Raw genomic sequence first — 21,535 nt, forward strand, 5'->3', positions numbered from 1 at the left:
TCGGGCAGGGTCCTAACGGTTGTCGCGCTTCGGCTCGGGCCGGGTGACCTCGTGGAGCTTCTCTCGCGCACCCTCCACGAGCGCCTCGGCCTTCTCCTTCACGGAGTCGCCCAGGTCGCGCCGGGCGAACGGGTTGCTGAGGAGCGGCGCCCCGCGCCCGTGGTTCATGCCGAGGGGGAAGGCGATCACGGCCCCGAGCACGACGCCGACGAAAAGGATTTTGAGCTTGGCCAGCATGGCGGTTCCCATCTGAAGCATAGCGAGCGGGCCCGCGCTCGCAAGGTCGGCCGTTTTCGCGCGGCGCTGATCGTCGCAGCCGTTTGCTCCGCCGGCGCGGCCGGCGCCGACCCGCGGATGGCGCCGGGTTGGACCTGTGCGATCGTCGCCGAAGGACTGCCGGCCGTCGATAATCTGGCTTTCGCCGCCGACGGCGCGCTCTACGCCACGCTCGAGCTCGCGCGCGGCGGACGGCTGGTCCGGCTGGACGCCGGTCGTCCGCGCACGGTGCTGGGCGAGCTCGACCGACCGGACGGCTTGCACATTCGCGACGATCGCGCCTACGTGACCGAGGAGGTGATGAACGGGCGCGTGCTGGAGGTGGAACTGGCCACCGGCCGGACGCGAACGCTCGCACGCCTGCGGGCGCCCGAGGGAATCGCGGTGCTCCCCGACGGGGACGTGCTGGTGACCGAGGATCGCATGGATGGGCGGCTGCTCCGTGTCCGTCGCCGGGGCACGGTGGAGACCGTCCTGGCCTCGCTCGCTCGACCGGAAGGTATCGCGGCCGGAGGCGACGGCACCGTGTACGTCGCCGAGACCGCAACGGGGCGCATCCTGCGATATCGCAACGGCGAGCGCTCGGTGACGTTCGAGGGTCTGACTCAGCCCGATCAGGTGGCGCTGGCGCCGGACGGCGCGCTGTGGATCACCGAGGATGCGTCGCCCGGGCGGCTGCTGCGGCTCATCGATGAACGACTCGAGACGATCGCCATGGGCCTGACGTTCCCCCAGGGTATTGCGCTGGCGCTGGACGGCCGCGTCATGGTCGCCGAGCAGGGACGAGCGCGGGTGCTCGCCATCGCGCGGCGGAAATCGCCGCAGTAAATCCCGATTGGTTTCGAGCGCCAATCTGGTATTGTTTTCGGCCATGAACGCCCGCGAGCAGCAGCGCCGCCGCTACCTGGACGCCTTGGGCGTCGTCCGATGGGAGCGGCGCGTGACCCCGCCTGTCGAGGAACCGGCTGCCGCGTATGCGACCCCGTCTCCGGCATGCGGCGAGCCGGCGAAGGCCTACGCGCCGCCGGCAGGAGGAAGTTGGGAGGAGCTCGAGCAGGCCGTGGCCGGCTGCGTGAAGTGCGGGCTCGAGAAGACACGCACGCAGACGGTGTTCGGCGTCGGCAACCGCACCGCACGCTGGCTCTTCGTCGGCGAGGCGCCCGGCGCCGACGAGGACCGGCAGGGCGAGCCCTTCGTCGGCCGCGCCGGGCAGCTCCTCAACGCGATGCTCTTCGCGATCGGCCTCAGGCGCGAGGACGTGTACATCGCGAACGTGCTGAAGTGCCGTCCGCCGAACAACCGCGACCCGCAGCCGCACGAGGTCTCGCACTGCGAGCCTTATCTGATCCGGCAGATCGAGCTCATCCGGCCGCGGCTCATCGTCGCGCTGGGGCGCCACGCCGCGCACAGCCTGCTGAGGACCGAGGCGCCGCTCGCGCGATTGCGCGGGCAGCGGCTGTCGTACCACGAGACACCGCTCGTGGTGACGTACCACCCGGCTTATCTGCTGCGCAACCCCGCGGACAAGCGCCGCGCCTGGGACGACCTCTGTCTCGCGCGCACGGTGGCGGAGGGCGCGTGAGCGCCGCCGTCGTCTCCGTCGAGCGGCCGAGACTGCGGCCCATGCGTCTCGAGGACCTGACCGACGTCATGGAGGTCGAGCGCGCGGCCTATGAGTTTCCCTGGACGCGCGCGATCTTCCGCGACTGCCTGCGGGTGGGTTACTCCTGCTTCGTCTTCGAGACGTCGAGCGGGCTCGTCGGCCACGGCATCATGTCGATGGGCGCAGGCGAGTGTCATCTGCTCAACATCTGCGTGCACCCGGAGTTTCAGCGCCGAGGGCTGGGCCGCGAGCTCGTGAACTTTCTGCTTGCGCTCGCGCGCCACAAGAAGGCGCGCGTGGCGCTGCTCGAGGTCCGCGTGTCGAACACCGCTGCCTACAAGCTCTACACGCAGCTCGGCTTCGACGAGATCGGCATACGCAAGGGTTACTACCCGGCCCGCTACGGTCGCGAGGACGCGATTATCCTGGCCCGCGATCTCACCGTCCCGTTCGAGCCCGACGGCAAGAAACGCGCGTCCCGCTGAGGCGGTTTCGGCGCCGCGACCCGTGCCGTTCGTCCTCGCCCGCCGACGAAGAGCGGTCGCGAGCGCGATCGTCATTATCCCACGCACGTCGCGCGTAAAATCCGGCGGGGCCCGTCGGTTAGAATCCGTGCAACAAGAAGCAGCGCGGTGTTCGATTTCCCCTGTCCCCAGCTACCGTGCGCATACTGCAGATATCGGACGTTTACTTTCCGCGCGTGGACGCGGTCTCGACATCGATACGCAGCTTTCTGCGCGAGTTCGAGGCCAAGGGTCACGGCGTCACGCTGATCGTGCCCGACTACGGCGCGCGTGCCGACGTGCCGGCCGAGGACGTCATTCGGGTGGCGTCCCGCAGCGTGCCGTTCGACCCGGTGGGCCGGATGATGAAACCCGCGCGCGTCCTGGAGCTCACGGAGCGGCTGCGCGGCGCGGAGTACGATGTCGTGCACGTGCAGACGCCGTTTGTCGCGCACTATGTCGGGCGCGCGCTCGCGCGTCGTCTCGGCGTGCCCCTGGTCGAGACCTATCCGACGTTTCTCGAGGAACGCCTCCATCACTACGTCCCGTTCCTGCCGGAGGACTGGGTTCGCTTCCTGGCGCGCGATTTTTCGCGCGCGCAGTGCAACGGGGTGGACTGCGTGGTCGTGCCTTCGACCGCGATGGCCGGGGTGTTGAAGAGGTACGGCGTGGACACGCCCCTCCGCGTCATTCCCACGGGAATCGAGCCTCACCTCTACGACGGCGGCGACGGCGGGCGCATTCGCGCGCAGAGCGGGTTCACGCCCGATCAGCCGGTCCTCGCGTACGTCGGGCGCCTGGCGCACGAAAAGAACCTCGACTTCCTCCTGCATGTCCTGCGAACGGCGCGGGAGAAGCTTCCCGATCTCGGTCTCCTCCTCGCCGGGGAGGGGCCGGCCGAACGGCACCTGCGCGAACTGGCCCAGACGCTCGGGCTGGCAGCCTGCGTGAGTTTCGTCGGCCGCCCGGATGATCTGCAGGACCGCCGCGACTGCTATCGGGCGGGCGATTGCTTCGTGTTCGCCTCGCGCACGGAGACGCAGGGGTTCCCGCTGCTGGAGGCGATGGCCTGCGGCATCCCCGTCGTCGCGCTTTCGGCGATGGGTACCGCCGATATTCTGAAGGGCCGACGCGGTTCGCTGGCCCCGCGCGACGACGTCTCCGATTTCGCCGCCGAGGTGGTGGCGCTCCTGAAGGATCCCGAGCGACGCCGGCGGCTGGGCGCGGAGGGCCGCGCCTTCGTGCAGGAGTGGTCGGCCTCGGCGATGGCGGAGCGGATGCTGGAGCTCTATGCGGACGCGTGTTCCGCGAGCCTGGCTTTCACCCGCGCCGCGGCGCGCTGACAACCTTCATTCGGCGGCGCGGTCCAATCGGGTGCGTCCCTTTGGGGGATCGACACCGTCCATGAAGCTTGCACGATCGCTGCGGCATTACGCCCGCGCCTTCTTTTTCACGGAGCTGCTCCGGGGCCTGCTCGTCACGGGTCGGCACCTGCTCGCGCGCAAGGTGACCATCCAGTATCCCGACGAGAAGACGCCGATGTCGCCGCGCTTCCGCGGCCTGCATGCGCTGCGCCGCTATCCCAACGGCGAGGAGCGCTGCATCGCCTGCAAGCTGTGCGAGGCGGTCTGCCCCGCGGTGTGCATCACGATCGACTCGTACGACCGCCCCGACGGCACGCGCCGCACGAGCCGCTACGACATCGATCTCTTCAAGTGCATCTACTGCGGGTTCTGCGAGGAGGCGTGCCCCGTGGACGCGATCGTGCTGACCCGCGTCTACGAGTTTCATTACGAGAACCGGGGGGACAACGTCATCCGCAAGGGCGAGCTGCTCGCCCTCGGGGACCGGCTGGAGCCGCAGATCGCGTCGGACCGGGCGGCCGACGCGCGCTACCGCTGATTCAGTGGACGACGATCTTGGTCGCGGGCGGCCCGAGCCGCTCCGGCACGGGGCGTTTCTCGTTCTTGGCCAGGCGGACGCGTACGCGGTGGTCGGGCTTGGCGAGCTGGCGGCCGACGACGATACCGAGGAGGAGGAGGCCGAGACCCAGGGCGAGGCGAGAGAGCATCGGTGAATCCTGCGATTAAAACGCGGCCATTCTTCCATAATCCCCCGCGCCTTGTCTGCCCCCCGGCGATACTGTATACATATACAGTCAATCGCGAGCGCCGCCATGCACGACGACCTCACCCCGCGCCAGGCCCAGATCCTGGCCCTCATCCGCAAGCTCCTCGAGGAGACCGGCCGCCCGCCGACGCGGGCGGAGATCGCCGAGCATTTCGGCTTCCGCTCGGCGAACGCCGCCGAGGAGCACCTGCGGGCGCTCGCGCGCAAGGGGGCGATCGAGCTCTCGGGCGTGGCGCGCGGCATCCGGCTCACGGAGGAGGGACTGCCGCTCGTCGGCCGCGTGGCCGCCGGTCAGCCGATCCTCGCCGAACAGAATGTCGAGTCGCACCTGCGCCTCGACCGGAAGCTCTTCCGGCCGCGCGCGGATTACCTCCTGCGGGTGAAGGGCATGAGCATGCGCGACGCCGGCATCCTCGACGGCGACCTGCTCGCCGTGCACAAGACGCCCACGGCCCAGCCGGGGCAGATCGTGGTCGCGCGGCTGGACGACGAGGTGACGGTGAAGAAGTTCGCCCGCCGCGGCACGCGCGTGCGCCTGCTGCCCGCGAACCCGGACTTCGAGCCGATCGAGGTCGACCTGCGCAGCGACCCCTTCGCCATCGAGGGCGTGGGCGTCGGCGTCCTTCGCAACCAGCTGCGATGAACCTGAGCGAGCTCCTCCTGCGCGCCGACGTCTGGCGCGGCGGTTCCGCTCCCCCTTCGCCCGCCGAGCCGACCGGCCTCGCCGTGCTCGACGCGCTCCTGCCGGGCGGCGGCTGGCCGATCGGCGCCCTCACCGAGCTCGTCCTCGCGCGCGACGGCGTGGGCGAGCTGCGGCTCCTGCTGCCGGCGCTCGCGCGCCTGAGCCACGGCGATCGCTGGGTGGCCTTCGTGGCACCACCCTATGTCCCCTACGCGCCCGCGCTCGCCGCCGCCGGGGTCGATCTCTCGCGCGTGCTGCTCGTGCATCCGCGCCGGGAGGACCAGCTCTGGGCGGTGGAAAGCAGCCTGCGCTCGGGCGCCTGCGCCGCGGTGCTCGCGTGGATCGCGCAGGCGGAGGCCGCGTCTCTCCGGCGCCTGCAGCTCGCCGCGGAGGCGGGCGGGACCGTCGGCGTGCTGTTCGAGCGCCGGCCGCTCGCCGGATCGATCGCCGCGCTGCGCCTCGCGCTCGAGCCGGCCGGGGCGGGCGCCGTGAACGTGCACATCATGAAGCGCCGGGGCGGCTGGCCGGTCGGTCCGGTGCGTGTCGAGGTGGATCATGCTTTGGCTGTGCGTGCACCTGCCGGACCTGCCGATCGAGGTCTGCGCCCGCGGCGCGCCCACGGATGAGCCGCTGGTCGTCGTCGAAGGAGAGGGGCGGGAGCAGCGCGTCCTGGCGGCCACACCCGCCGCGCGGCGGGCCGGCGTGCAGCCGGGCATGCGGACGAGCGCAGCGCATGCCCTGGTCGATCGGCTCGGGGTCCGGGAGCGCGACCCGGGCAGCGAGCGCGAGGCGCTCGAGCGCCTCGCCGCGCTGAGCGGCCGCTATACCTCGCATGTCAGCCTCGCACCGCCCGCCGGCCTGCTCCTCGAGGTAGGCGGCAGCCGGAATCTTTTTGGCGGCCTCGGGACGCTGATCGCGCGCCTGGCCCGCGATCTCGCGGAGGTGGGCTATGGAGGACGGTTCGCGCTCGCTCCCACGCCCCTCGGCGCCACCTGGCTCGCGGCGAGCGGTGCCGAAACCCGCGCGCTGGACCACGGCGCGCTCTTCAAGGCGCTCGCTCCTCTTCCGCTCGCCTGCCTCGGGCTCGATGCCGGGCGCGAGGCGCTGCTCGCCGGCATGGGGCTGCGCAGCCTCGCCGATTGCCTGCGGCTCCCGCGCGACGGTCTCGCCCGTCGGGTCGGCCCCGAGGTCCTGCTCGCGCTCGACCGCGCCTTCGGCCGGCTTCCCGATCCGCGCGAGCCTTACGTGCCGCCCTCGCGCTTCAGCGCGCGCCTGCCGCTCCCTTCGCCGGTCGCGACGAGCGAGGCGCTGCTTTTCCCCCTCCGCCGTCTGCTGCTCGAGCTGGCGGGCTTCCTCGAGGCGCGCGCCCTCGGCGCGCGGCGGCTCGATTTCGTGCTGCAGCACCATCGCTCGCGCGCCACCGGCATGACGTTCGATTTCGTCGCGCCCTCGCGCGACGCGCGGCACTGGCTCCTTCTCGTGCGCGAGCGGCTGGAGCGGCTCGAGCTCGGGGCGCCGATCGAGGAGATCGAGCTGCGCGTGGAGAATCCGGAGGACCTCGGCTCCCGCAACCTCGATCTGCTCGCCGGTGAGCAGACCCCCGAGGAAGGCCGCGCGAGCATCGTCGAGCGGCTGCAGGCGCGCCTCGGCCGGGATGCGGTGCGGGGGCTTGCCAGCTGCCCCGAGCACCGGCCCGAGCGGGCATGGCGCTACGGCGAGCCGGGCGAGGAGGGCAGAGCCGCCGCCCGCGCACGGCGGCCGCTCTGGCTCCTGCCGGAACCGATTCCGCTCGAGATGCGCGAAGACGCGCCCTGGCTCGACGGCGCGCTCGCGCTCGAGCCCGAGCCCGAGCGCATCGAGAGCGGCTGGTGGGACGGCCGTGACGTCGCGCGCGATTACTATGTCGCACGCGACGGCGGCGGGCGGCGGCTCTGGGTGTTCCGGGAATTGCGGGCGCCGGGGAGATGGTTCCTGCAGGGCGTGTTCGGATAGCGCGAGCGGGCGCGGGCGCCTGCGTCCACTCTGCCGGACCTCGGGCGTGCGCAAGGAGCGGACCCCTTGCCGCGCCGGGATGGTTACTCCACGACGCCCAGCCGCCCGTTGTGGCTTCCCATGTACCACAGCCGCCCGCTCGCATCCGTCACCATCTTCCGGATGCCGACGTTCGAGGAGGGCAGGCGCACCACCCGCATCCGCTCGGTCTTCGGGTCGAGGCGCACGACCGTGTCGGTATTGATCTCGTTCACCCACACCATGCCGGCCCCGTCCACGGTTACCGCATAGGGCCCGCCGTCGCCGGCCGGAAGCGCATACGTCTTCACCACTTTCATCGCCTCCGGATCGAGCTTCGCGAGCTTTCCGTTGCCGTACAGCGTGACCCAGAGCATCCCGTCCCGGTCCGCCGCGACGCGACGCGGCCGGGAGCCCGGGCCCGTATCCACTTCGCTCATCTTCCCGGTACGCGGATCGAGCTTGCCCATCCGGTCGTCGCCCATGCGGCAGAACCAGACGTTGCCGGCCTTGTCGAGCGCAAGCCCGTAGGGCCCGCCCGAAGTCTCGTACTCCGTGATCCTGCCGGTCTTCGTGTCGAGACTCGCCACCTTGTCGCCGCTCTGCAGGGTGAACCAGATCGTGCCCTGGTCGTCGGTGATGACAAGCGTGTGCGGGCCGCCGCCCCCGGACGGTGTTTTGTACTCCACGATCTTCCCGGTCGCGGGATCGAGCCGGCCGATCGTGCCGTTGCCGTTACCCGTCGTCCAGACGACGCCGCTCCGGTCCACGAGCAGGCCGTGCGGGCGGTGTCCCTTCGGCAGATCCCATTCCTCGAACCTCTCGGTGTTCGGATCGAAGCGGGCGACCTTGTTGCCCGTCATGACGGCGATGTAGACGCTGCCGTCCGGCGCGATGGCGGGGTCCCGCGCGAAGCGCGGCGTCGGTACCGGCCATTCGCTCACCTTGCCGGCGAGGTTCGGCCGCGCGCCGGGCGCGATGCCGTAATTCGAGCCGCCGGCAAGGACCGCACCGAGGGGCAGCGCGGCGAGGATGATCAGGAGAGCCGGTTTCATAACGCCTCTTCGTCGGATCAGTGGGGATACCGGGGAGGGCGGGATCTCCGCGTCGTCCACCTCCGCCCGTGGTGGTCCAGTCTAGCGAACCGGGGAGCGCGACGTGAACCCGCCCCGGCGACGGCTCGACCCGACGCTCAAGCGGCCGGCTTTTCGAGAACCCAGATCATCACGGGGCTTCGTTCGGCGAATGGCCCGCGGTCGTAGTCACCGTAGAGGGCCACGATGCGGAATCCCGCGTCCCGCGCCAGGCGCTCGAACGCCTCCTTCTCGACAAACGCGAACTCCATCGGCAGCACCTGCTTCTCGCGCAGGCGCCCGTCGGGCCCGAAGAACTCGAAGAACTGGAGCCGGGAAACCACCGGGCACCCGCCCTGCTCGACGCCGGAGACGACAAGCGTCCCGTCTCCGCTCGGGAACCGGCCGACCAGGCGAAGCACGCCATCGACCTGCGCGCGACGGACGGCGGGATTGTGCATCGTGCAGACGAACCGCCCGCCGGGCACGAGGCAGTCGCTCACGCGGGCGAGCGCCTTGCGCTGCTTGTCCTCGCCCACGATCTCCATGAACGACTGGAACGGCAGTATCGCGAGCGCGAAGCGCGCGGGCAGGCTCAGCTCCGAGACGTCCGCACGATGGAGGTCCGCGTGCAGGCCGCGCTGCTGCAGCTTGCGGGCGAGCACGTCCAGCATGCCGCGGGACGCGTCGACGCACGCGAGCTCGATTCCGGCCTCGATCAATGGCAGCGACAGGCGACCGGTGCCCGCGGTGAGCTCGAGGACAGGGCCGCGCGCGGCACGGCCTTCCGCGATAAAGAACGGAACGTCGTAGTCCGCCGTGACGTACAGATCGTAGATGCCGGCGATGCGGTCGTACTCGATCGGGGGCATGTCGGTCAGCGCACCGGACAGGCGTACGTCAACGCCCGTCGCGCCCGGCCGATCCGCGTGCGCACGCGTCCGCCCGTCCGAGGAGCAGCTCGCGTTCGCGCGTGTTTCGCGTGAGCGAGGCGGCGCGCACGAACTCTGCGCGCGCTTCCTCCAGGCGGCCGAGCCTGGAGAGCAGATCCCCGCGCACGCTCGGCAGGAGATGGTAGCTCTTGAGGGACGGCTCGGCGGTCAGGGCATCGACCAGCTCGAGGCCGGCCGCCGGCCCGAACGCCATGGCGAGCGCTACCGCGCGGTTGAGCTCGACGACCGGGGAGGGCGCCAGCTCCGCGAGCGCGTCGTAGAGCGCCGAGATCCGCGCCCAGTCGGTCTCCGCCGGGGTACGGGCCCGCGCATGGCAGGCGGCGATGGCCGCCTGCAGCGCATAGGGACCGAGCGCGCCGCCGAGCGACTCGGCGCGCTCGAGCGCCGCGAGGCCGCGGCGTATGAGCAGTTGATCCCAGCGTCCGCGGTCCTGATCGAGCAGCAGGATCGGCTCGCCCGACGGCCCGGTGCGCGCGCCGGCGCGCGACGCCTGGATCTCCATCAGCGCGACGAGGCCGTGGACCTCCGGCTCTCCCGGCGCCAGCTCGGCGAGGATGCGTCCCAGGCGCAATGCCTCCTCGCACAATGCCGGCCGCATCCAGTCGGCTCCCGCGGTCGCCGAGTAGCCCTCGTTGAACACGAGGTAGATCACCTCGAGCACGGACGAGAGGCGGTCGGCGAGCTCTTCGCGCGGGGGGAGCTCGAAGGGCACGCGCGCCTCGGAAAGCGTGCGCTTGGCGCGCACGATGCGCTGTGCGACGGTCGGCTCGGAGACGAGGAACGCGCGCGCGATCTCCTCGGTCGTGAGACCGCCGAGCAGGCGCAGGGTCAGGGCGACGCGCGCGTCGGTCGAGAGCACCGGGTGGCAGGCCGTGAAGATGAGGCGGAGCAGGTCGTCCCCGATGTCCTCGTCCAGCGCTTCGTCGAGCCGCGGAGCGATCTCCTGCCGGACCTCCAGCTCGCGGCCCAGCTCCTCGTGCTTCCGCGCGAGGAGCTTGTTGCGCCGGAAGTGGTCGAGAGCGCGGTTCTTCGCCGTGGCCATGAGCCACGCGCCCGGGTTGTCCGGGATGCCCGACGCCGGCCAGTGCTCCAGCGCGGCGACCAGCGCGTCCTGCGCGAGCTCCTCGGCGAGGCCCACGTCGCGCACCATGCGCGCGAGGCCGGCGATCAGCCTCGCGGATTCGATCCGCCAGACCGCTTCGATCGTTCGGTGGACGTCGGGGGTCGTCACGGGGGAGCGGGTATGCGGTGGCGTCCGGGCCGGCGGGCGCCGGGCGAGGTTTTCAGACGTCGACCATCGCCCGGAACCCGCCCCAGAACATTCGCTTGCCGTCGAAGGGCAGCGCCCGGGGGTCCATCATGTCCGCCAGTCGCGGGTCCTTCATGACCCTGGCGTTGACGCGGTCGCGGTCCTTGCGCGACTTGTATCGGATCCAGGCGAACACGACCGTCTCGCCCCGCTTCAACTTCACGCTCTGCGGGAAGGACGTGTGCTTGCCCGGTTTCACGTCGTCCGCCACGCACTCGATGTACTCGAGCGCGCCGTGGTCGCGCCAGACCTTCCCCGCCTTGCGGGCCAAGCGACGGTACGCCGCGAGGTTCCGGGTGGGTACGGGCAGGACAAAGCCGTCTACGTAGCTCATGCATCCTCCACGGAAAGGCGTCCGTCGTCGGGATCAATCGGCATAGCAGGGAGCGATCTCGCGCACCTCGACGGTCGCCCAGGCGGCCGCCGGGCACTCGGCGGCGATCGCGATCGCCTGCTCTTTGGTTTCGCAGTCGACGAGGAAGAATCCTCCGACCATTTCCTTGGCTTCGGCGAACGGGCCGTCGAGCAGCTTGCGCTTGCCGCCGCGCACCGAGACCCGCACGCCGTCGGTGTCCGAGCGCAATGATTCGGACGCCCGGAGGAGCCCCCGGGCCTTGAGGCCGTCGCCGAAGCGGACCATCTCCTCGTAGGCGCGCTTTCCCTCTTCCGGTGTCCGACCGCGTCTCTGGTCCCGCGGTTCGACGATCAAGAGCAGGTAGGCCATGCGTGCATCCTTCGTAGCTATGGGTTTTCGTAAGCGTCCTCGAGAGCGGCGACGTCGAGCTTCTTCATCCCAAGCAGCGCCTTCATGACGTTCTGCGATTTCGCGGAGTGGGGGTCCGTCAACATCGCCGGCAGCATCGCGGGCACGATCTGCCACGACACCCCGTACCGGTCCTTGAGCCAGCCGCACTGCTGCGCCCTTTCGTCGCCGCCGTCGGACAGCTTCTCCCAATAATAATCCAGCTCCTCCTGGGTCTCGCAATGCACCTGGAAGGATACCGCCTCGTTGAACGTGAACGCGGGGCCGCCGTTGAGCGCCGTGAAGGGCTGGCCGTCGAGCTCGAATTCCACGGTCATCACCGAGCCTTCGGGCCTGCCGTGTATCTCCCGGCCTTCCTTTCCGTACCGGGTGACGCGACCGATCTTCGAATTCCGGAAGATCGACGTGTAGAGGCGAGCCGCTTCTTCGGCCCGGTCGTCGAACCACAGGCATGGCGTAATCCGTTTCATATCGTCCTTTCTCCTTCCGGCGGCGCCGGGTTCAGGCCACGACGACGATCATCCACGGCACGCCGAAGCGGTCGGCCACCATGCCGAAGCGCGGGGAAAAGAAGGTCTTCGCCAGCGGCATCTGCACCTGCCCGCCGTCGGCGAGCGCCGCGAACATTTTTTCGGCCTCGGTCTCGTTCGCCGCGGAGAGCGAGAGCGAAAAGCCGCGGAAGTCGGACGCCTCCCCGCAGCCGTCGGAGGCCATGACCTCCGTATCGCCGATGCGAAAGCTGGCGTGCATGATCTTGTCTTCGGAGCCCGGCGGCACCTTGTCGGGCGGCAGGGGTTCGGGGCTGTCCTTGAAGCGCATGAGCGCCGTCACCTCGGCGCCCAGCGCCCGTCGATAGAATTCCACCGCCTCCCGGCAGCGGCCGTTGTAGAAGAGGTAGGGTTGGATCTGCATGGTGCCTCCTGTGGTCGGAACTCTTCCTGCTTGGGGTGTCGTGTTCAGGAGCCTGCGCGAGGCGGCGTGCCTTCGGCCACCGCCTTCAGGCTCGCGAGGCCGGCCTCGAAGTCCTTGCCGACCATCCGGTCCATGTCGATGAAGACGCTCAGCACCTTGGAAACGTACGGCATGGGACCGTGCATTCCCCAGGTGACGTCCGTCGCGTGTCCGTCGGGCTTGATCGTGAATTCCACGACATTGCGGGCCTCGAAGGGCTTCAGCATCTCGAGCCGCATCGCCACGCGGGACGGCGGCGAGGTGTCCGTGATCGACAGGCGACCCTTGCCGACGTCGCCGTTGCCGTCCCATTCGAATGTCGCGCCGGTGCCGCTCGCGGCGCCGCTGTAGGTTTTCCGCATGGCGGGATCCTTCTTCTCGTACGGCGACCAGGACTCCCAGCGGTGCAGGTCGCTGATGAGCGCGAAGATCTTCTCGGGAGGCGCCTGGACGCGCGCCGTGCGCTCGACCCGGAAGGTATCCGGCCGGGTCGCGGCGTAGGCGAGGACGCCGGCGACGAGCACGACGACGATGGCGGCAATGGTCTTCAGCATGTTTTTTCTCCGGAGCGGGGTCGTTGTGGCGACTACCGCTATCTCTTCTGCCCGATGCCCAGCTCGCGAAAGGGCTCCACCGCCTCGCTGGGAAAGTCCTCGAGCTCGTAGAGCTGGCGCACCTCGATCTCGCCCTCCTTGCCGTCGACGGCGGGATTCGGAAAGCGGCGCGCCCACTCCATCGCTTCCTCCCGCGACTTCACCTCAATCAGCGTGTAGCCGGCGATGAGCTCCTTGGTCTCCGCGAACGGTCCGTCGATCACCGTGCGCTTGCCTCCCCCCGAATACCGGACGCGCCAGCCCTTCGAGCTCGGCTGCAGCCCGGACGCATCGAGCAGCACGCCGGCCTTCTGCAGCTCCTCGTGGTACCTGGCCATCTCGGCGAACAGCTTCTTCTCCGGCATCACTCCTGCCTCGGATTCCCGGGTGGCCTTCACTATGATCATGAATCGCATCGCGTTGCCTCCTTTCGTCTGGGTTGCGGGCCGGCGCCGATGGCCGGGGGGCCGCGTCTACTCTACGACGAACGGGGCGTTGCGAAATCGACACGGTCGGCGGCGGTCGACCGGGCCGAGGTGGACCCGGCCGCCCGGCCGGCTTCCGCAGGGCGCAAACGCAGGTTTTTGAGGTCTCCCCGAGCGCCTCGGGGCAGGAGAGGCTACCGCTTTGTCATGTAAGCCCCGAGGCGGTCCAGGGTCTGGTCCAAGCCCGCGACGATCTCGCGGTCGACGGCGAGCGCGGCGCGCCCGTTTCCGGTCGTCATGCCGGCGTGCTCCCCGTTCCGGCGACGGCGGCCAGGCGCGCGGCAAGCCGATCGAGCGAGTCCGCCCAGCCCTGTCGGTAGAGCTGCCGATTCTGCTCGGAGGCCTGCTCGACGCCGACATGCTCGATGGTGACTTTCGTCTTCCCGCCGTGCTCCTCGAAGGTGGCGATGACGAGCGTTTCCTTCGGCAGGCCGGGCGGAGGCTCGACCACGTTGCCCTGTTCGTCCGAGAAGTAATCGGCAAAGACCAGCCGTTCGGGTTCCACGATCTCGCGGTACACCCCCTTGCCCCAGATCACCTGGCCATCGGGCAGGTGCACGCAGTAGTGAAGGGCGCCGCCGACGCGCGGATCGACCCGGCAGTGAGGCATGGTCGCGCCGTTCGGCTGTCCCCACCAGTGCACGAGATGCTCGGGCTGCGTCCACGCCCGGAAGACGAGGTCGCGCGGCGCATCGAACACGCGCGTGAGGACCAGACCCTGCCGGTCCGTCTGCGACGCGGGACTATTTTCTCTTGCGGCCATGTCGTTTCTCCTTTCGTTGCAGTTCCTGAAGGTAGGCATCGAGCCGGTCCAGGCGCTGTTCCCAGAACCGGCGGTAGTGCTCCACCCAGTCGGCGACCTCCTTCAGCCGGGCCGCCTCGAGCCGGCACGGGCGCCACTGCGCCTCGCGCCCGCGGGCGATGAGCCCCGCGCGCTCGAGCACCTTCAGGTGCTTGGAGACGGCCGGCAGGCTCATGTCGAACGGTTCGGCCAGCTCCGTGACCGAGGCCTCGCCGGAGGCGAGGCGGGCGAGGATCGCGCGCCGGGTCGGATCGGCCAGGGCGGCAAAGGTCGCGCTGAGGCGGTCGGTGGGCACGGATTGCACCATCCAGTAAAGTTAACCGAACGGTTAAATACACCAGCATTGCCGCCGCGTCAAGGTTGCCCGCCGCTACCCGCCGGCGAGGTAACCTGACCGCGCCAGCCGATAAACGAAGCACTCGTCCTGGCCGAAGCGGCGCCGCTCGACGAACCGGAAACCGAGGCGCTCGTAAAACCGATGGGCGCGTACGTTGTCCGCGAGCGGATCGACGAGAACCGCGGACACCGCCGGATCCCGGAAGCACCGTGCGAGCGCCAGGCGCATCATCTCCGTCCCGTAGCCCCTTCCCAGATCGGCCTCCTCGCCGATCCAGATGTCGACGGCGCGAAGGCCGGGCGGGACGTCGCCCCAGTAGCGGCTCTCCTCGAGCGCCGGGTCGATGATCTGGACGAAACCGACGGGCCGTCCGTCCGCCTCGGCGATCAGCTGCTCCCGCCAGCCGGGGGACCGTCCGAGCTCGACCTCCCATGCCCAGTCGTCGTTGGGATCCGCGGCGAGGACATGGGGCTTCTCGTCCCAGCGCCGCAGCAACGACAGATCCGCGGGAGCCGCGGGGCGCAGCCGCATCACGCGCCCAGGGCGACGGCAGCGCACGCCGTCGACGTCATCGAAGCGACGGTCCGGACGTGGTTCCAGCGCGTCCACTCGCGGACATACGTGCGCCAGTACCCGGCGGCTTCCGCCGATTCCGGGTCGAGGCGGGCGAGCCGTTCGTTCCGCGGCACGTTGAACGCCAGGGTCACGCCGAACGAACCGACGAGGTAGAGCAGCCCCGATGCCAACAGCCAGGGAGCGCGGGGCGAGCCCCAGGACAGGAGCGATGCGGCCAGACCCGCGAGCGACAACAGCGCGGTACCCATGAACAGGCCCAGGAAGAGCGGATTCAGGACAACGACGTTGATCCGCTGCATGGCGGCAACGCCCTGGCCGGCGGAAAGCCCGGCGAGCGCGCGCATCACGAAGGCGGAGAAGGCGAAGAACACTCCGCCGATCGTGCCGGCACCGACACAAACGAGCAGCGCGAGCGCGGCGGTCATGCCGGGAGCCCCGTTCGAATCCCAAGGCCTAGGTGCCGTACGTGAGGCCGACCGAGCCGGATGGCATCGGCTTCGCCCCGAGCAGCTTCAGCGGATGTCGCTCCGCGGCGATGATCTTTCGCAAGGCGCCCTCCTTCAAGTGCGTCCGCAGGGCTAGGCTGCCGGTCGGCGTGACCGGCCCGTCTCTGGTCATCTATCGGACGAACGAGGGCTCGCGAGATCGACAAACCGGGAGATCCGTAGAGGTTACTGTGAACACCGCGGCCGCCCCACGCACCGCGGTCCCTAAATGTCATGTCGCCGTTCTCTGACTAGATACTTCAAAAATACTTTGTAGGAGAGCCAAGCCGGAACTCCGAGAACCCCGGCCCAGATTGAGAGAGCCACAGGTACGCGAAGCACCTTTGGCAGTAGATCGGAATGCGGTCCAACCAATAGCAGCCCAAGGAAAAGACCTGCTGTTGCCATCACGGCTCCTGTGCCGACAAAGACTGCAACGCTGGCGATCCACTTAGTCAAAGAAACAACCTGTGTTTTGCGGTCCAGATGGAAGGGTCAGCCGGCATACGCGCGGGCTAGCCACATGCCGCCGAATGCCAGCGAAAGCGAACCGGCGACGATTTGAAGAAGTCCCAGGAATGCTTTGATTTCGCCTGCTTGATGTCCCTCGCGCAGCACCACTCGCTGAATACGGGGAGACGTTCGAACGGCAGTCGCCAGAGCAAAAAGCGCTAACAGAGCCAGAACGGAAAATAAACCGGGTCCCCGGGATTGAAGCGGAGCCGACCCGTCGAGCATGAACAGGACATTCCAGAGGGCGATGACGGCAATGACTACGCTCCATCGAATCGGGAAACCGGGAGCTCTTGCAGCAGGCCGGCCACTGGGTGAGAACCCGATTTGCCGAAGCTCCGCTAGAACTCTGTCCCTGTTGCCCATGCACCAGAAGACGATCTTCCCGGGGTAGTCGGCACGGTTGTGATTGATGCGAAGGCCGCTCGCCAGCAGCGGAATGGAGCCGTAGGGTTCAACGGACACGACCTGCGATGGGCTGAACTCGTAGGTGCCCAGGCTTGCGAGACTGAGTTTGTCTGCGCTCATGGTGAGCTTCGCGAATGGCCACGACGCATTGACCCACCCGATCCGTGCACCGCCCCGGAACGAGCCTCCCTGGCGGCGAACGACAAAGTTTCTTTCTGGTTTCATCATTCCCCGTTCGTCAACGTACTTGAGTACACCAGATCGATTCGGGAACCTGGCGCGATGCGCGGACCGCCTTCCGAGTCCAGCTTCTTTTTCTTTCAAATGCAAGGCAGAAGCGCGACTGACCCGGGAAAGGGCAACGGAATGACCGTTCCTGATCCTGACCCGCAAGCACGAACGTCCTGCCTGGGGGCAGTCTGATTTGAGCGCAGACCGAACTTTGATCGAGCGGTTTCGTTCGGGACACGTACTAACCAAAAAAGCGGTTCAGGGATGTCGATTTAGCTCTGTCTCGAGCGTCTAGTCTGTGATCGGACCCTCAACGAGCCATACAGCAGAGGAGAAATCTTCCCATGACCCCCACCATCACCGCCTTTGAACGGTCGCCTGATCGCGGCAGGGGACTTGCGCGTGATATGCGCGTTCGCTGGGCGTTCGAAGAAGTGGGTCGACCTTACGACGTTCGTCTCGTTTCGTTCGGTGCGATGAAAGAACCGGCGCATCGCGCGCTTCATCCTTTCGGGCAGATTCCGACCTATGAAGAAGGCGATTTTGTCCTGTTCGAGTCGGGGGCAATCGTGTTCCATATCGCAGAGCGCCATGCGGGCCTGCTGCCTGACGATGCGAATGCCCGGGCGCGCGCGATTACCTGGATGTTCGCCGCGCTCAACACGGTCGAGCCGCCGATCCTCGATCTTCAAAACACCAGGCTCCTGGAGGGCGACGAGAGCTGGTTCGAACAGCGCCTGCCTGCGGTCGAGGATCGCATACGTGTCCGGCTGGGCGAGCTTTCCGTCCATCGAGCCAGTCGGCATCGCCGAGGCGAGTGATGATGGTGTCCGTGCTGCTGAGGTTGAAAGCGTCGGGGATGCTGGACGAGTATCCCGGGCTTTCCGCCTATGTCGCCCGCGGCGAAGCGCGCCCTGCCTACAAGCGCGCTTTCGCCGCTCAATTGGCGGTTTTCACCGGCAAGTCGCCGACGGGCCGATCATGCGGAGCGAGGTGACGTCTTACGTGCCTAACCTTGAGGAATGCGGCCCATGAGCACCGAAATCGAAGCACTCAAGCGACTTTTCGCTGCGATCAATTGCAACGACTTGCGGGCCGTCACCAAGGATTTCAATCCGGAGATCGTGCGCATTGAACCCGAGGGCTTTCCAACAGCCGGCACCTATCGCGGTATTGCGGAAGTGCAAGAGCACATCATGAAAGGACGCGGGACCTGGGCCGAAGGGACCTGCGAGCCCGAGAAGTTCCTGGAGAATGGAGATAAGGTGGTCGTGTACCTCCATGCCTGGGTCCGCCTGAAAGCCTCGACCGAATGGGTTGGCGGCCGATTCGCCGATGGCTTCGTGTTCCGTAACGGCAAGATCGTCCAATATCTCTCTTTCGGGGAACGCGCGGAGGCCCTAAAGTGGGCCGGCATCAAAGACTAAAAGGCGGTTTGCGTCAAATTGCACGGTGTGTCTCCTCGCCTCGCAATCGTTGAGCGGCGCGCTGCCGTTTAGCGCGCCCGCTCTCGAATGCTTTGTCAGGCATCTGATTCACGATGAGCTCGAAGGCGGGCGGTCGTCGTGAACATTACGCCAAATCGCCACAGATGCAGCGACCGCCCCCGCGATGATTGTTGAATAGACGACAGCGACAAAAAAGGTGTACCAGACGCCATATGAGTCGCACTTGTTGGCAATCTCGCAGTACCGCTCGACCCCAAACGTTGGCAACAAGCTGACACCAAATATCAGCCAGAACAGCGTCGCCAAACGTTTCCGAGCAGTTGTCATAGATGCCTACCGTTGGCGCGAAGCGGAGGGCGAAAGCGGACGAAGCCAGCTTTTGACCATGCGCTCCAGCAACGGGTTGGACACCAATGCTTCAGTTCTCAATGCTTACGGCTCATGGGATTCGCTCGGGAAGCCTGCTGCCCGAGCTGTTGGGCGAGCCCGATGAGTATTCCTTCGGGACCCCGGATGTAGCAGAGCCGATACATGTCTTCATACTGGACCACTTTGCCGACGAGCGTCGCGCCGCGTTTGCCGAGTCGGGCGAGCGTATCGTCGATGTCCTCCACGGTGAACATGACGCGCAGGTAGCCGAGAGCGTTCACCGGCGCGCTGCGGTGATCGGCGACGACGGTCGGCGCGAGGAAGCGGGAGAGCTCGATTCGGCTGTGACCGTCCGGCGTACGCATCATCGCAATCTCGACGCGCATGTCGCGCAATCCGGTGACGCCATCCGCCCAGTCTCCTTCGACCGGGACGCGCCCCTCGAGCTCTAGACCCAGTTCGGTGAAGAACTCAATGGCGGCATCGATGTCTTCCACCACGATGCCGACGTTGTCCATGCGTTTGACCGTCATCAGGTCTCCTTGGCGTCTGTCGGTCCGGTTGAGCTGCCGAAGGGCAGCGACCGCGAGGTCAGCTCGAACCTGTGGTTATGCGGGTCAGGACTAACAGCGGCAATTTCCTCGATAGTGCCCACAAAGACCATCCCTCGTAAAGTGATTTGAATCACAAACACCAGTCATTTGATCTTGACGATTCGAAGGTAAACCAGAAGGACTTCCGACCGACAATTGAGGCACTCAATGCCATGCAGTAAGCTACTATTCACTTGGACCGAAGTGTCGGGTGAGTCACAGCGGCCCGGAAAACCGGCCCCAAATACGACGCAGGAGATGGGTGGGCAGTCATGAGCAAGCGCTTCCTGAGGTGGGCTGAGACCTGGATCGAAGAAAACATCCCGCCCGGCGCCAATCCCGACATCGAGAGCCACGAAGCGCGGGCAAAGCGGCTGATGGAGAAAATGTTCGCCGAGGCGGCCGCGGCCAACTTCTCGGACGTCGAGACCAAAGAGGAGCGGGAGCGCATTGCGCCCCTGGTGCTGGCCGCGGTCTCGGACACCACCGATTTCGACTACGATAGCTATACGCTCAAGTATCTACTGGCGCAGGAGAATGAAGACGGCGACTGAGGCCTGCCGTCCGACTCACTCACACCGGCTCACCAACGCTTCAGCATGGTCCATGGAAAACTCGGGCCAGAGACCAATTTCTTCGAATTGACGGTACGGCTCTGAAATCCGCGAGATTCCTTAGCGGATCGGAATTGAGCTTTTTCGTCGTGGATGTTCGCCTCGCGGCCAAGGGCAGAACAGCAACGATGTGGTGGCTCGGTTCTTCATGTTTGTTACGTATAACGCAGAGTTGAGCGGCGCGGGCCGCCGGCATAACAGGAAACAATGTACCGTCTCACCGCGTCCGCCTCGAACGACGTGTTAGACCTGTTTTTGTTTTTTTCTTTTTCATGCCCTTCTTTGCCTTAGCCCATGCTTTTGCTGCCAGTTGCTTGAGCCGCTTTTGCTCTTTTGGGTCCTTGGGTTTTCTTTCTTGCGGAGGAACCCCGGCCCGATCCGTGGCCTCAACAAGCCGGAAAGAAATTGTTTCCCCTTCCTTTACGTCAGGAAGTTGCCAGAACCAGTCTTCGGTTCTATTTCCCGAAGTGACATGAGCTCGCATATATGTGCGCGGGACATTGGCGAGCATGACTGACCTGAGTCGCTAATTTGTAGCCATTCCGCCCGTGAGTCCCCATCATAACGCCCCAATGGGAGGACTCGATGAAGAAGCGGCACAACGAAGAACAGATCATCCGCATCCTGCGGGAGGCCGAGACGACCGGTGTGCAGATCCGCGAGCTCTGCCGGCGGCACAACATCACCGAGCAGACCTTTTTCCGCTGGCGCAACAAGTACGGCGGGATGGAGGTGTCGGAAGCCCGGCGGCTCAAGACCCTCGAGAGCGAGAATGCCAAGCTCAAGAAACTCGTGGCCGAGCAGCTCCTGGTCATCGAGGGACTCAGGGAGTTCTCAGGAAAAAAATGACGTCCCCGGCCGGCCGGCGCGAGGCATTGGCGGCGCTTACGAGCCGGGGCGTCTCGAGCCGTGCCGCCTGCCGTTATCTCGGCTTCAGTCGCCGGGTGCCGCACTACGCGCTCCGGCAACCCGCCAAGGACCGGCTCCTGACGCAGGCGCTGCTCGTGAGCGCCCAGCAGCATCCGCGCTTTGGTTATCGGCGCACGTCCGCCTGGCTCGATCTCGGGCTCTGGCGCGTCCGGCGCCTGTGGCGAGAGCTCAAGCTCGCCCTGCCGCGCCGGCGTCCGCGGCGACGGCGCTGCGGGACCGATATCCGCCTGCCCGGGGCGACCCGGCCGAACCACGTCTGGAGCTACGACTTCGTGCACGACCGCTTGGCGAGCCAGAAAGCCATACGGCTCCTCTGCGTGATCGACGAGCACACTCGGGAGTGCCTGGCAATCGAGGTAGCGCGCTCCCTCACCTCGCGCGATGTGATCCTGACCCTCGGAAGACTCATGCGCCTCTACGGCAAGCCCGAGTTCATCCGCTCCGACCAGGGCGCGGAGTTCACCGCCACTGCCGTGATGCGCTGGCTGCGCGATCAGAACGTCGGCCCGGCCTTCATCCCGCCGGGCAAGCCCTGGCGCAACGGCTTCGTGGAGAGCTTCAACGGGAAGCTCCGGGACGAGTGCTTGAACCGCGAATGGTTCCGGGATCTCGCGGAGGCGAGAACCGTGATCGAGAGCTGGCGCCAGTTCTACAACCACCGCCGCCCGCACAGTGCGCTCGGGTATCGGCCACCGGCCGAGGTGCGCGCGGAGCAAGCTAAACTCGTGCTTGGACTCACAGGGTGAGTGGCAACAAAAAAGCGACTCAGGTCAGTACGCCGAATTGCCGCTGTCCCACGCAGTAAAGGGTTCAATCTCAATTCTGTCGGATGATTTTCCGCACAATATTCTTAGAGCGGGGTCGCCATTGTCGGATATGGCTGCATCTGAAAGAGGCA

Annotated in this window: 29 protein-coding genes and 1 pseudogene; 12 read left to right on the plus strand and 18 right to left on the minus strand. The window is 67.1% G+C overall.

Translation table 11 applies throughout. The features are described 5' to 3' along the window. Nucleotides 1–12: 12 nt before the first annotated feature. Complete coding sequence (locus SVA_RS03630; RefSeq protein WP_169923949.1) at nucleotides 13–237, minus strand: hypothetical protein; 225 nt, start codon at nucleotides 235–237, stop codon at nucleotides 13–15. Between the two features lie 117 nt (nucleotides 238–354). Here SVA_RS03630 and SVA_RS03635 point away from each other — a divergent pair, with 117 nt between their 5' ends. The 5 genes from SVA_RS03635 to nuoI all read left to right on the plus strand — a co-directional run bounded on the left by SVA_RS03635 (nucleotide 355) and on the right by nuoI (nucleotide 4,284). Next, on the plus strand, nucleotides 355–1,104 hold the full coding sequence (locus tag SVA_RS03635) for a Vgb family protein (protein ID WP_096458955.1): 750 nt from the start codon (nucleotides 355–357) through the stop codon (nucleotides 1,102–1,104). Between the two features lie 43 nt (nucleotides 1,105–1,147). Next, nucleotides 1,148–1,858 carry a uracil-DNA glycosylase gene (locus SVA_RS03640; RefSeq protein WP_096458958.1) on the plus strand — a complete coding sequence of 237 codons (711 nt, stop codon included), beginning with the start codon at nucleotides 1,148–1,150 and terminating at the stop codon, nucleotides 1,856–1,858. Beyond that, the gene (gene rimI, locus SVA_RS03645) at nucleotides 1,855–2,364 is read left to right on the plus strand and encodes a ribosomal protein S18-alanine N-acetyltransferase (RefSeq protein WP_197703355.1); all 510 of its coding nucleotides are present in this window, start codon (nucleotides 1,855–1,857) and stop codon (nucleotides 2,362–2,364) included. The genes SVA_RS03640 and rimI overlap by 4 nt, the downstream gene beginning before the upstream one ends. 176 nt (nucleotides 2,365–2,540) lie before the next feature. Further along, the gene (locus SVA_RS03650) at nucleotides 2,541–3,725 is read left to right on the plus strand and encodes a glycosyltransferase (RefSeq protein ID WP_096458961.1); all 1,185 of its coding nucleotides are present in this window, start codon (nucleotides 2,541–2,543) and stop codon (nucleotides 3,723–3,725) included. 61 nt (nucleotides 3,726–3,786) lie between these two features. Further along, nucleotides 3,787–4,284: an NADH-quinone oxidoreductase subunit NuoI gene (gene nuoI / locus SVA_RS03655; protein ID WP_096458964.1), complete on the plus strand. Its 498-nt coding sequence runs from the start codon at nucleotides 3,787–3,789 to the stop codon at nucleotides 4,282–4,284. 1 nt (nucleotide 4,285) lies between these two features. Here nuoI and SVA_RS19680 read toward each other — a convergent pair whose 3' ends face one another. Next, nucleotides 4,286–4,453, minus strand: a complete 168-nt coding sequence (locus tag SVA_RS19680; RefSeq protein ID WP_169923950.1) for a hypothetical protein — start codon at nucleotides 4,451–4,453, stop codon at nucleotides 4,286–4,288. Nucleotides 4,454–4,558: 105 nt separating this feature from the next. Here SVA_RS19680 and lexA point away from each other — a divergent pair, with 105 nt between their 5' ends. Genes lexA through SVA_RS03670 form a run of 3 tightly spaced genes read left to right on the plus strand, consistent with a single transcriptional unit; the run spans nucleotide 4,559 to nucleotide 7,186 of the window. Next, nucleotides 4,559–5,155, plus strand: coding sequence for a transcriptional repressor LexA (gene lexA / locus SVA_RS03660; RefSeq protein ID WP_096458966.1), 597 nt, complete (start codon nucleotides 4,559–4,561; stop codon nucleotides 5,153–5,155). Then, the gene (gene imuA / locus SVA_RS03665; protein ID WP_148665361.1) at nucleotides 5,152–5,820 is read left to right on the plus strand and encodes a translesion DNA synthesis-associated protein ImuA; all 669 of its coding nucleotides are present in this window, start codon (nucleotides 5,152–5,154) and stop codon (nucleotides 5,818–5,820) included. Before lexA ends, imuA begins: the two co-directional genes overlap by 4 nt. After that, complete coding sequence (locus SVA_RS03670; RefSeq protein ID WP_096458968.1) at nucleotides 5,750–7,186, plus strand: Y-family DNA polymerase; 1,437 nt, start codon at nucleotides 5,750–5,752, stop codon at nucleotides 7,184–7,186. Before imuA ends, SVA_RS03670 begins: the two co-directional genes overlap by 71 nt. 83 nt (nucleotides 7,187–7,269) lie before the next feature. Here SVA_RS03670 and SVA_RS03675 read toward each other — a convergent pair whose 3' ends face one another. The 14 genes from SVA_RS03675 to SVA_RS03740 all read right to left on the minus strand — a co-directional run bounded on the left by SVA_RS03675 (nucleotide 7,270) and on the right by SVA_RS03740 (nucleotide 16,680). Further along, the gene (locus tag SVA_RS03675) at nucleotides 7,270–8,259 is read right to left on the minus strand and encodes a Vgb family protein (protein WP_096458971.1); all 990 of its coding nucleotides are present in this window, start codon (nucleotides 8,257–8,259) and stop codon (nucleotides 7,270–7,272) included. A 137-nt stretch (nucleotides 8,260–8,396) separates the two neighbouring features. Continuing rightward, a complete protein-coding gene (locus SVA_RS03680; RefSeq protein ID WP_096458974.1) occupies nucleotides 8,397–9,149 on the minus strand; it encodes a class I SAM-dependent DNA methyltransferase in 753 nt (250 codons plus the stop codon). A gap of 28 nt (nucleotides 9,150–9,177) precedes the next feature. After that, nucleotides 9,178–10,461 carry an RNA polymerase sigma factor gene (locus tag SVA_RS03685; protein ID WP_096458977.1) on the minus strand — a complete coding sequence of 428 codons (1,284 nt, stop codon included), beginning with the start codon at nucleotides 10,459–10,461 and terminating at the stop codon, nucleotides 9,178–9,180. A gap of 52 nt (nucleotides 10,462–10,513) precedes the next feature. Continuing rightward, the gene (locus tag SVA_RS03690; RefSeq protein ID WP_096458980.1) at nucleotides 10,514–10,873 is read right to left on the minus strand and encodes a DUF1428 domain-containing protein; all 360 of its coding nucleotides are present in this window, start codon (nucleotides 10,871–10,873) and stop codon (nucleotides 10,514–10,516) included. Between the two features lie 33 nt (nucleotides 10,874–10,906). Next, nucleotides 10,907–11,263, minus strand: a complete 357-nt coding sequence (locus SVA_RS03695) for a YciI family protein (protein WP_096458983.1) — start codon at nucleotides 11,261–11,263, stop codon at nucleotides 10,907–10,909. Nucleotides 11,264–11,280: 17 nt separating this feature from the next. Next, nucleotides 11,281–11,772 (minus strand): VOC family protein, encoded by a 492-nt coding sequence (locus SVA_RS03700; RefSeq protein WP_096458986.1) that lies wholly within the window; start codon nucleotides 11,770–11,772, stop codon nucleotides 11,281–11,283. A 31-nt stretch (nucleotides 11,773–11,803) separates the two neighbouring features. Beyond that, entirely contained in the window at nucleotides 11,804–12,214 is a 411-nt protein-coding gene (locus tag SVA_RS03705) for a VOC family protein (RefSeq protein WP_096458989.1), read from the minus strand. A 44-nt stretch (nucleotides 12,215–12,258) separates the two neighbouring features. Continuing rightward, nucleotides 12,259–12,807, minus strand: coding sequence for an SRPBCC family protein (locus SVA_RS03710; protein ID WP_096458992.1), 549 nt, complete (start codon nucleotides 12,805–12,807; stop codon nucleotides 12,259–12,261). A 38-nt stretch (nucleotides 12,808–12,845) separates the two neighbouring features. Further along, nucleotides 12,846–13,262 (minus strand): YciI family protein, encoded by a 417-nt coding sequence (locus SVA_RS03715; RefSeq protein ID WP_096458995.1) that lies wholly within the window; start codon nucleotides 13,260–13,262, stop codon nucleotides 12,846–12,848. Nucleotides 13,263–13,566: 304 nt separating this feature from the next. Next, the gene (locus SVA_RS03720) at nucleotides 13,567–14,094 is read right to left on the minus strand and encodes an SRPBCC family protein (protein WP_096458998.1); all 528 of its coding nucleotides are present in this window, start codon (nucleotides 14,092–14,094) and stop codon (nucleotides 13,567–13,569) included. Then, complete coding sequence (locus SVA_RS03725) at nucleotides 14,075–14,428, minus strand: ArsR/SmtB family transcription factor (RefSeq protein ID WP_169923951.1); 354 nt, start codon at nucleotides 14,426–14,428, stop codon at nucleotides 14,075–14,077. Before SVA_RS03725 ends, SVA_RS03720 begins: the two co-directional genes overlap by 20 nt. A gap of 75 nt (nucleotides 14,429–14,503) precedes the next feature. Beyond that, nucleotides 14,504–15,004, minus strand: a complete 501-nt coding sequence (locus tag SVA_RS03730) for a GNAT family N-acetyltransferase (RefSeq protein ID WP_420823872.1) — start codon at nucleotides 15,002–15,004, stop codon at nucleotides 14,504–14,506. Next, nucleotides 15,001–15,471: an anthrone oxygenase family protein gene (locus SVA_RS03735; RefSeq protein ID WP_096459006.1), complete on the minus strand. Its 471-nt coding sequence runs from the start codon at nucleotides 15,469–15,471 to the stop codon at nucleotides 15,001–15,003. Before SVA_RS03735 ends, SVA_RS03730 begins: the two co-directional genes overlap by 4 nt. Before the next feature lie 555 nt (nucleotides 15,472–16,026). Beyond that, complete coding sequence (locus SVA_RS03740; protein ID WP_169923952.1) at nucleotides 16,027–16,680, minus strand: hypothetical protein; 654 nt, start codon at nucleotides 16,678–16,680, stop codon at nucleotides 16,027–16,029. Nucleotides 16,681–17,027: 347 nt separating this feature from the next. Between SVA_RS03740 and SVA_RS03745 the strand changes: the two are divergent. Both SVA_RS03745 and SVA_RS03750 read left to right on the plus strand, forming a co-directional pair. Next, a pseudogene (locus SVA_RS03745) lies at nucleotides 17,028–17,680 on the plus strand (glutathione S-transferase family protein). A gap of 34 nt (nucleotides 17,681–17,714) precedes the next feature. Then, the gene (locus SVA_RS03750; RefSeq protein WP_169923953.1) at nucleotides 17,715–18,110 is read left to right on the plus strand and encodes a nuclear transport factor 2 family protein; all 396 of its coding nucleotides are present in this window, start codon (nucleotides 17,715–17,717) and stop codon (nucleotides 18,108–18,110) included. Nucleotides 18,111–18,556: 446 nt separating this feature from the next. Here the strand turns inward: SVA_RS03750 and SVA_RS03755 are convergent, their stop codons facing one another. Beyond that, nucleotides 18,557–19,033: a VOC family protein gene (locus SVA_RS03755; protein ID WP_096459015.1), complete on the minus strand. Its 477-nt coding sequence runs from the start codon at nucleotides 19,031–19,033 to the stop codon at nucleotides 18,557–18,559. A gap of 332 nt (nucleotides 19,034–19,365) precedes the next feature. Between SVA_RS03755 and SVA_RS03760 the strand changes: the two genes are divergently transcribed. Beyond that, a complete protein-coding gene (locus SVA_RS03760; RefSeq protein WP_096459018.1) occupies nucleotides 19,366–19,647 on the plus strand; it encodes a DUF768 domain-containing protein in 282 nt (93 codons plus the stop codon). Nucleotides 19,648–19,924: 277 nt separating this feature from the next. Here SVA_RS03760 and SVA_RS19300 read toward each other — a convergent pair whose 3' ends face one another. Further along, nucleotides 19,925–20,218, minus strand: a complete 294-nt coding sequence (locus SVA_RS19300) for a hypothetical protein (RefSeq protein WP_148665362.1) — start codon at nucleotides 20,216–20,218, stop codon at nucleotides 19,925–19,927. 74 nt (nucleotides 20,219–20,292) lie between these two features. On the opposite strand from SVA_RS19300, the gene SVA_RS03765 reads away from it, so the two are divergent. After that, nucleotides 20,293–21,383, plus strand: a protein-coding gene (locus tag SVA_RS03765; protein WP_096459020.1) for an IS3 family transposase whose coding sequence is annotated in 2 segments (ribosomal slippage) — nucleotides 20,293–20,542 and nucleotides 20,542–21,383 — 1,092 coding nt in all. Because the reading frame shifts where the segments join, the coding sequence is not laid out codon by codon here. The last annotated feature ends 152 nt before the right edge of the window (nucleotides 21,384–21,535 follow it).

The organism is Sulfurifustis variabilis (genome assembly GCF_002355415.1).
In the GTDB taxonomy this organism is placed as follows: domain Bacteria; phylum Pseudomonadota; class Gammaproteobacteria; order Acidiferrobacterales; family Sulfurifustaceae; genus Sulfurifustis; species Sulfurifustis variabilis.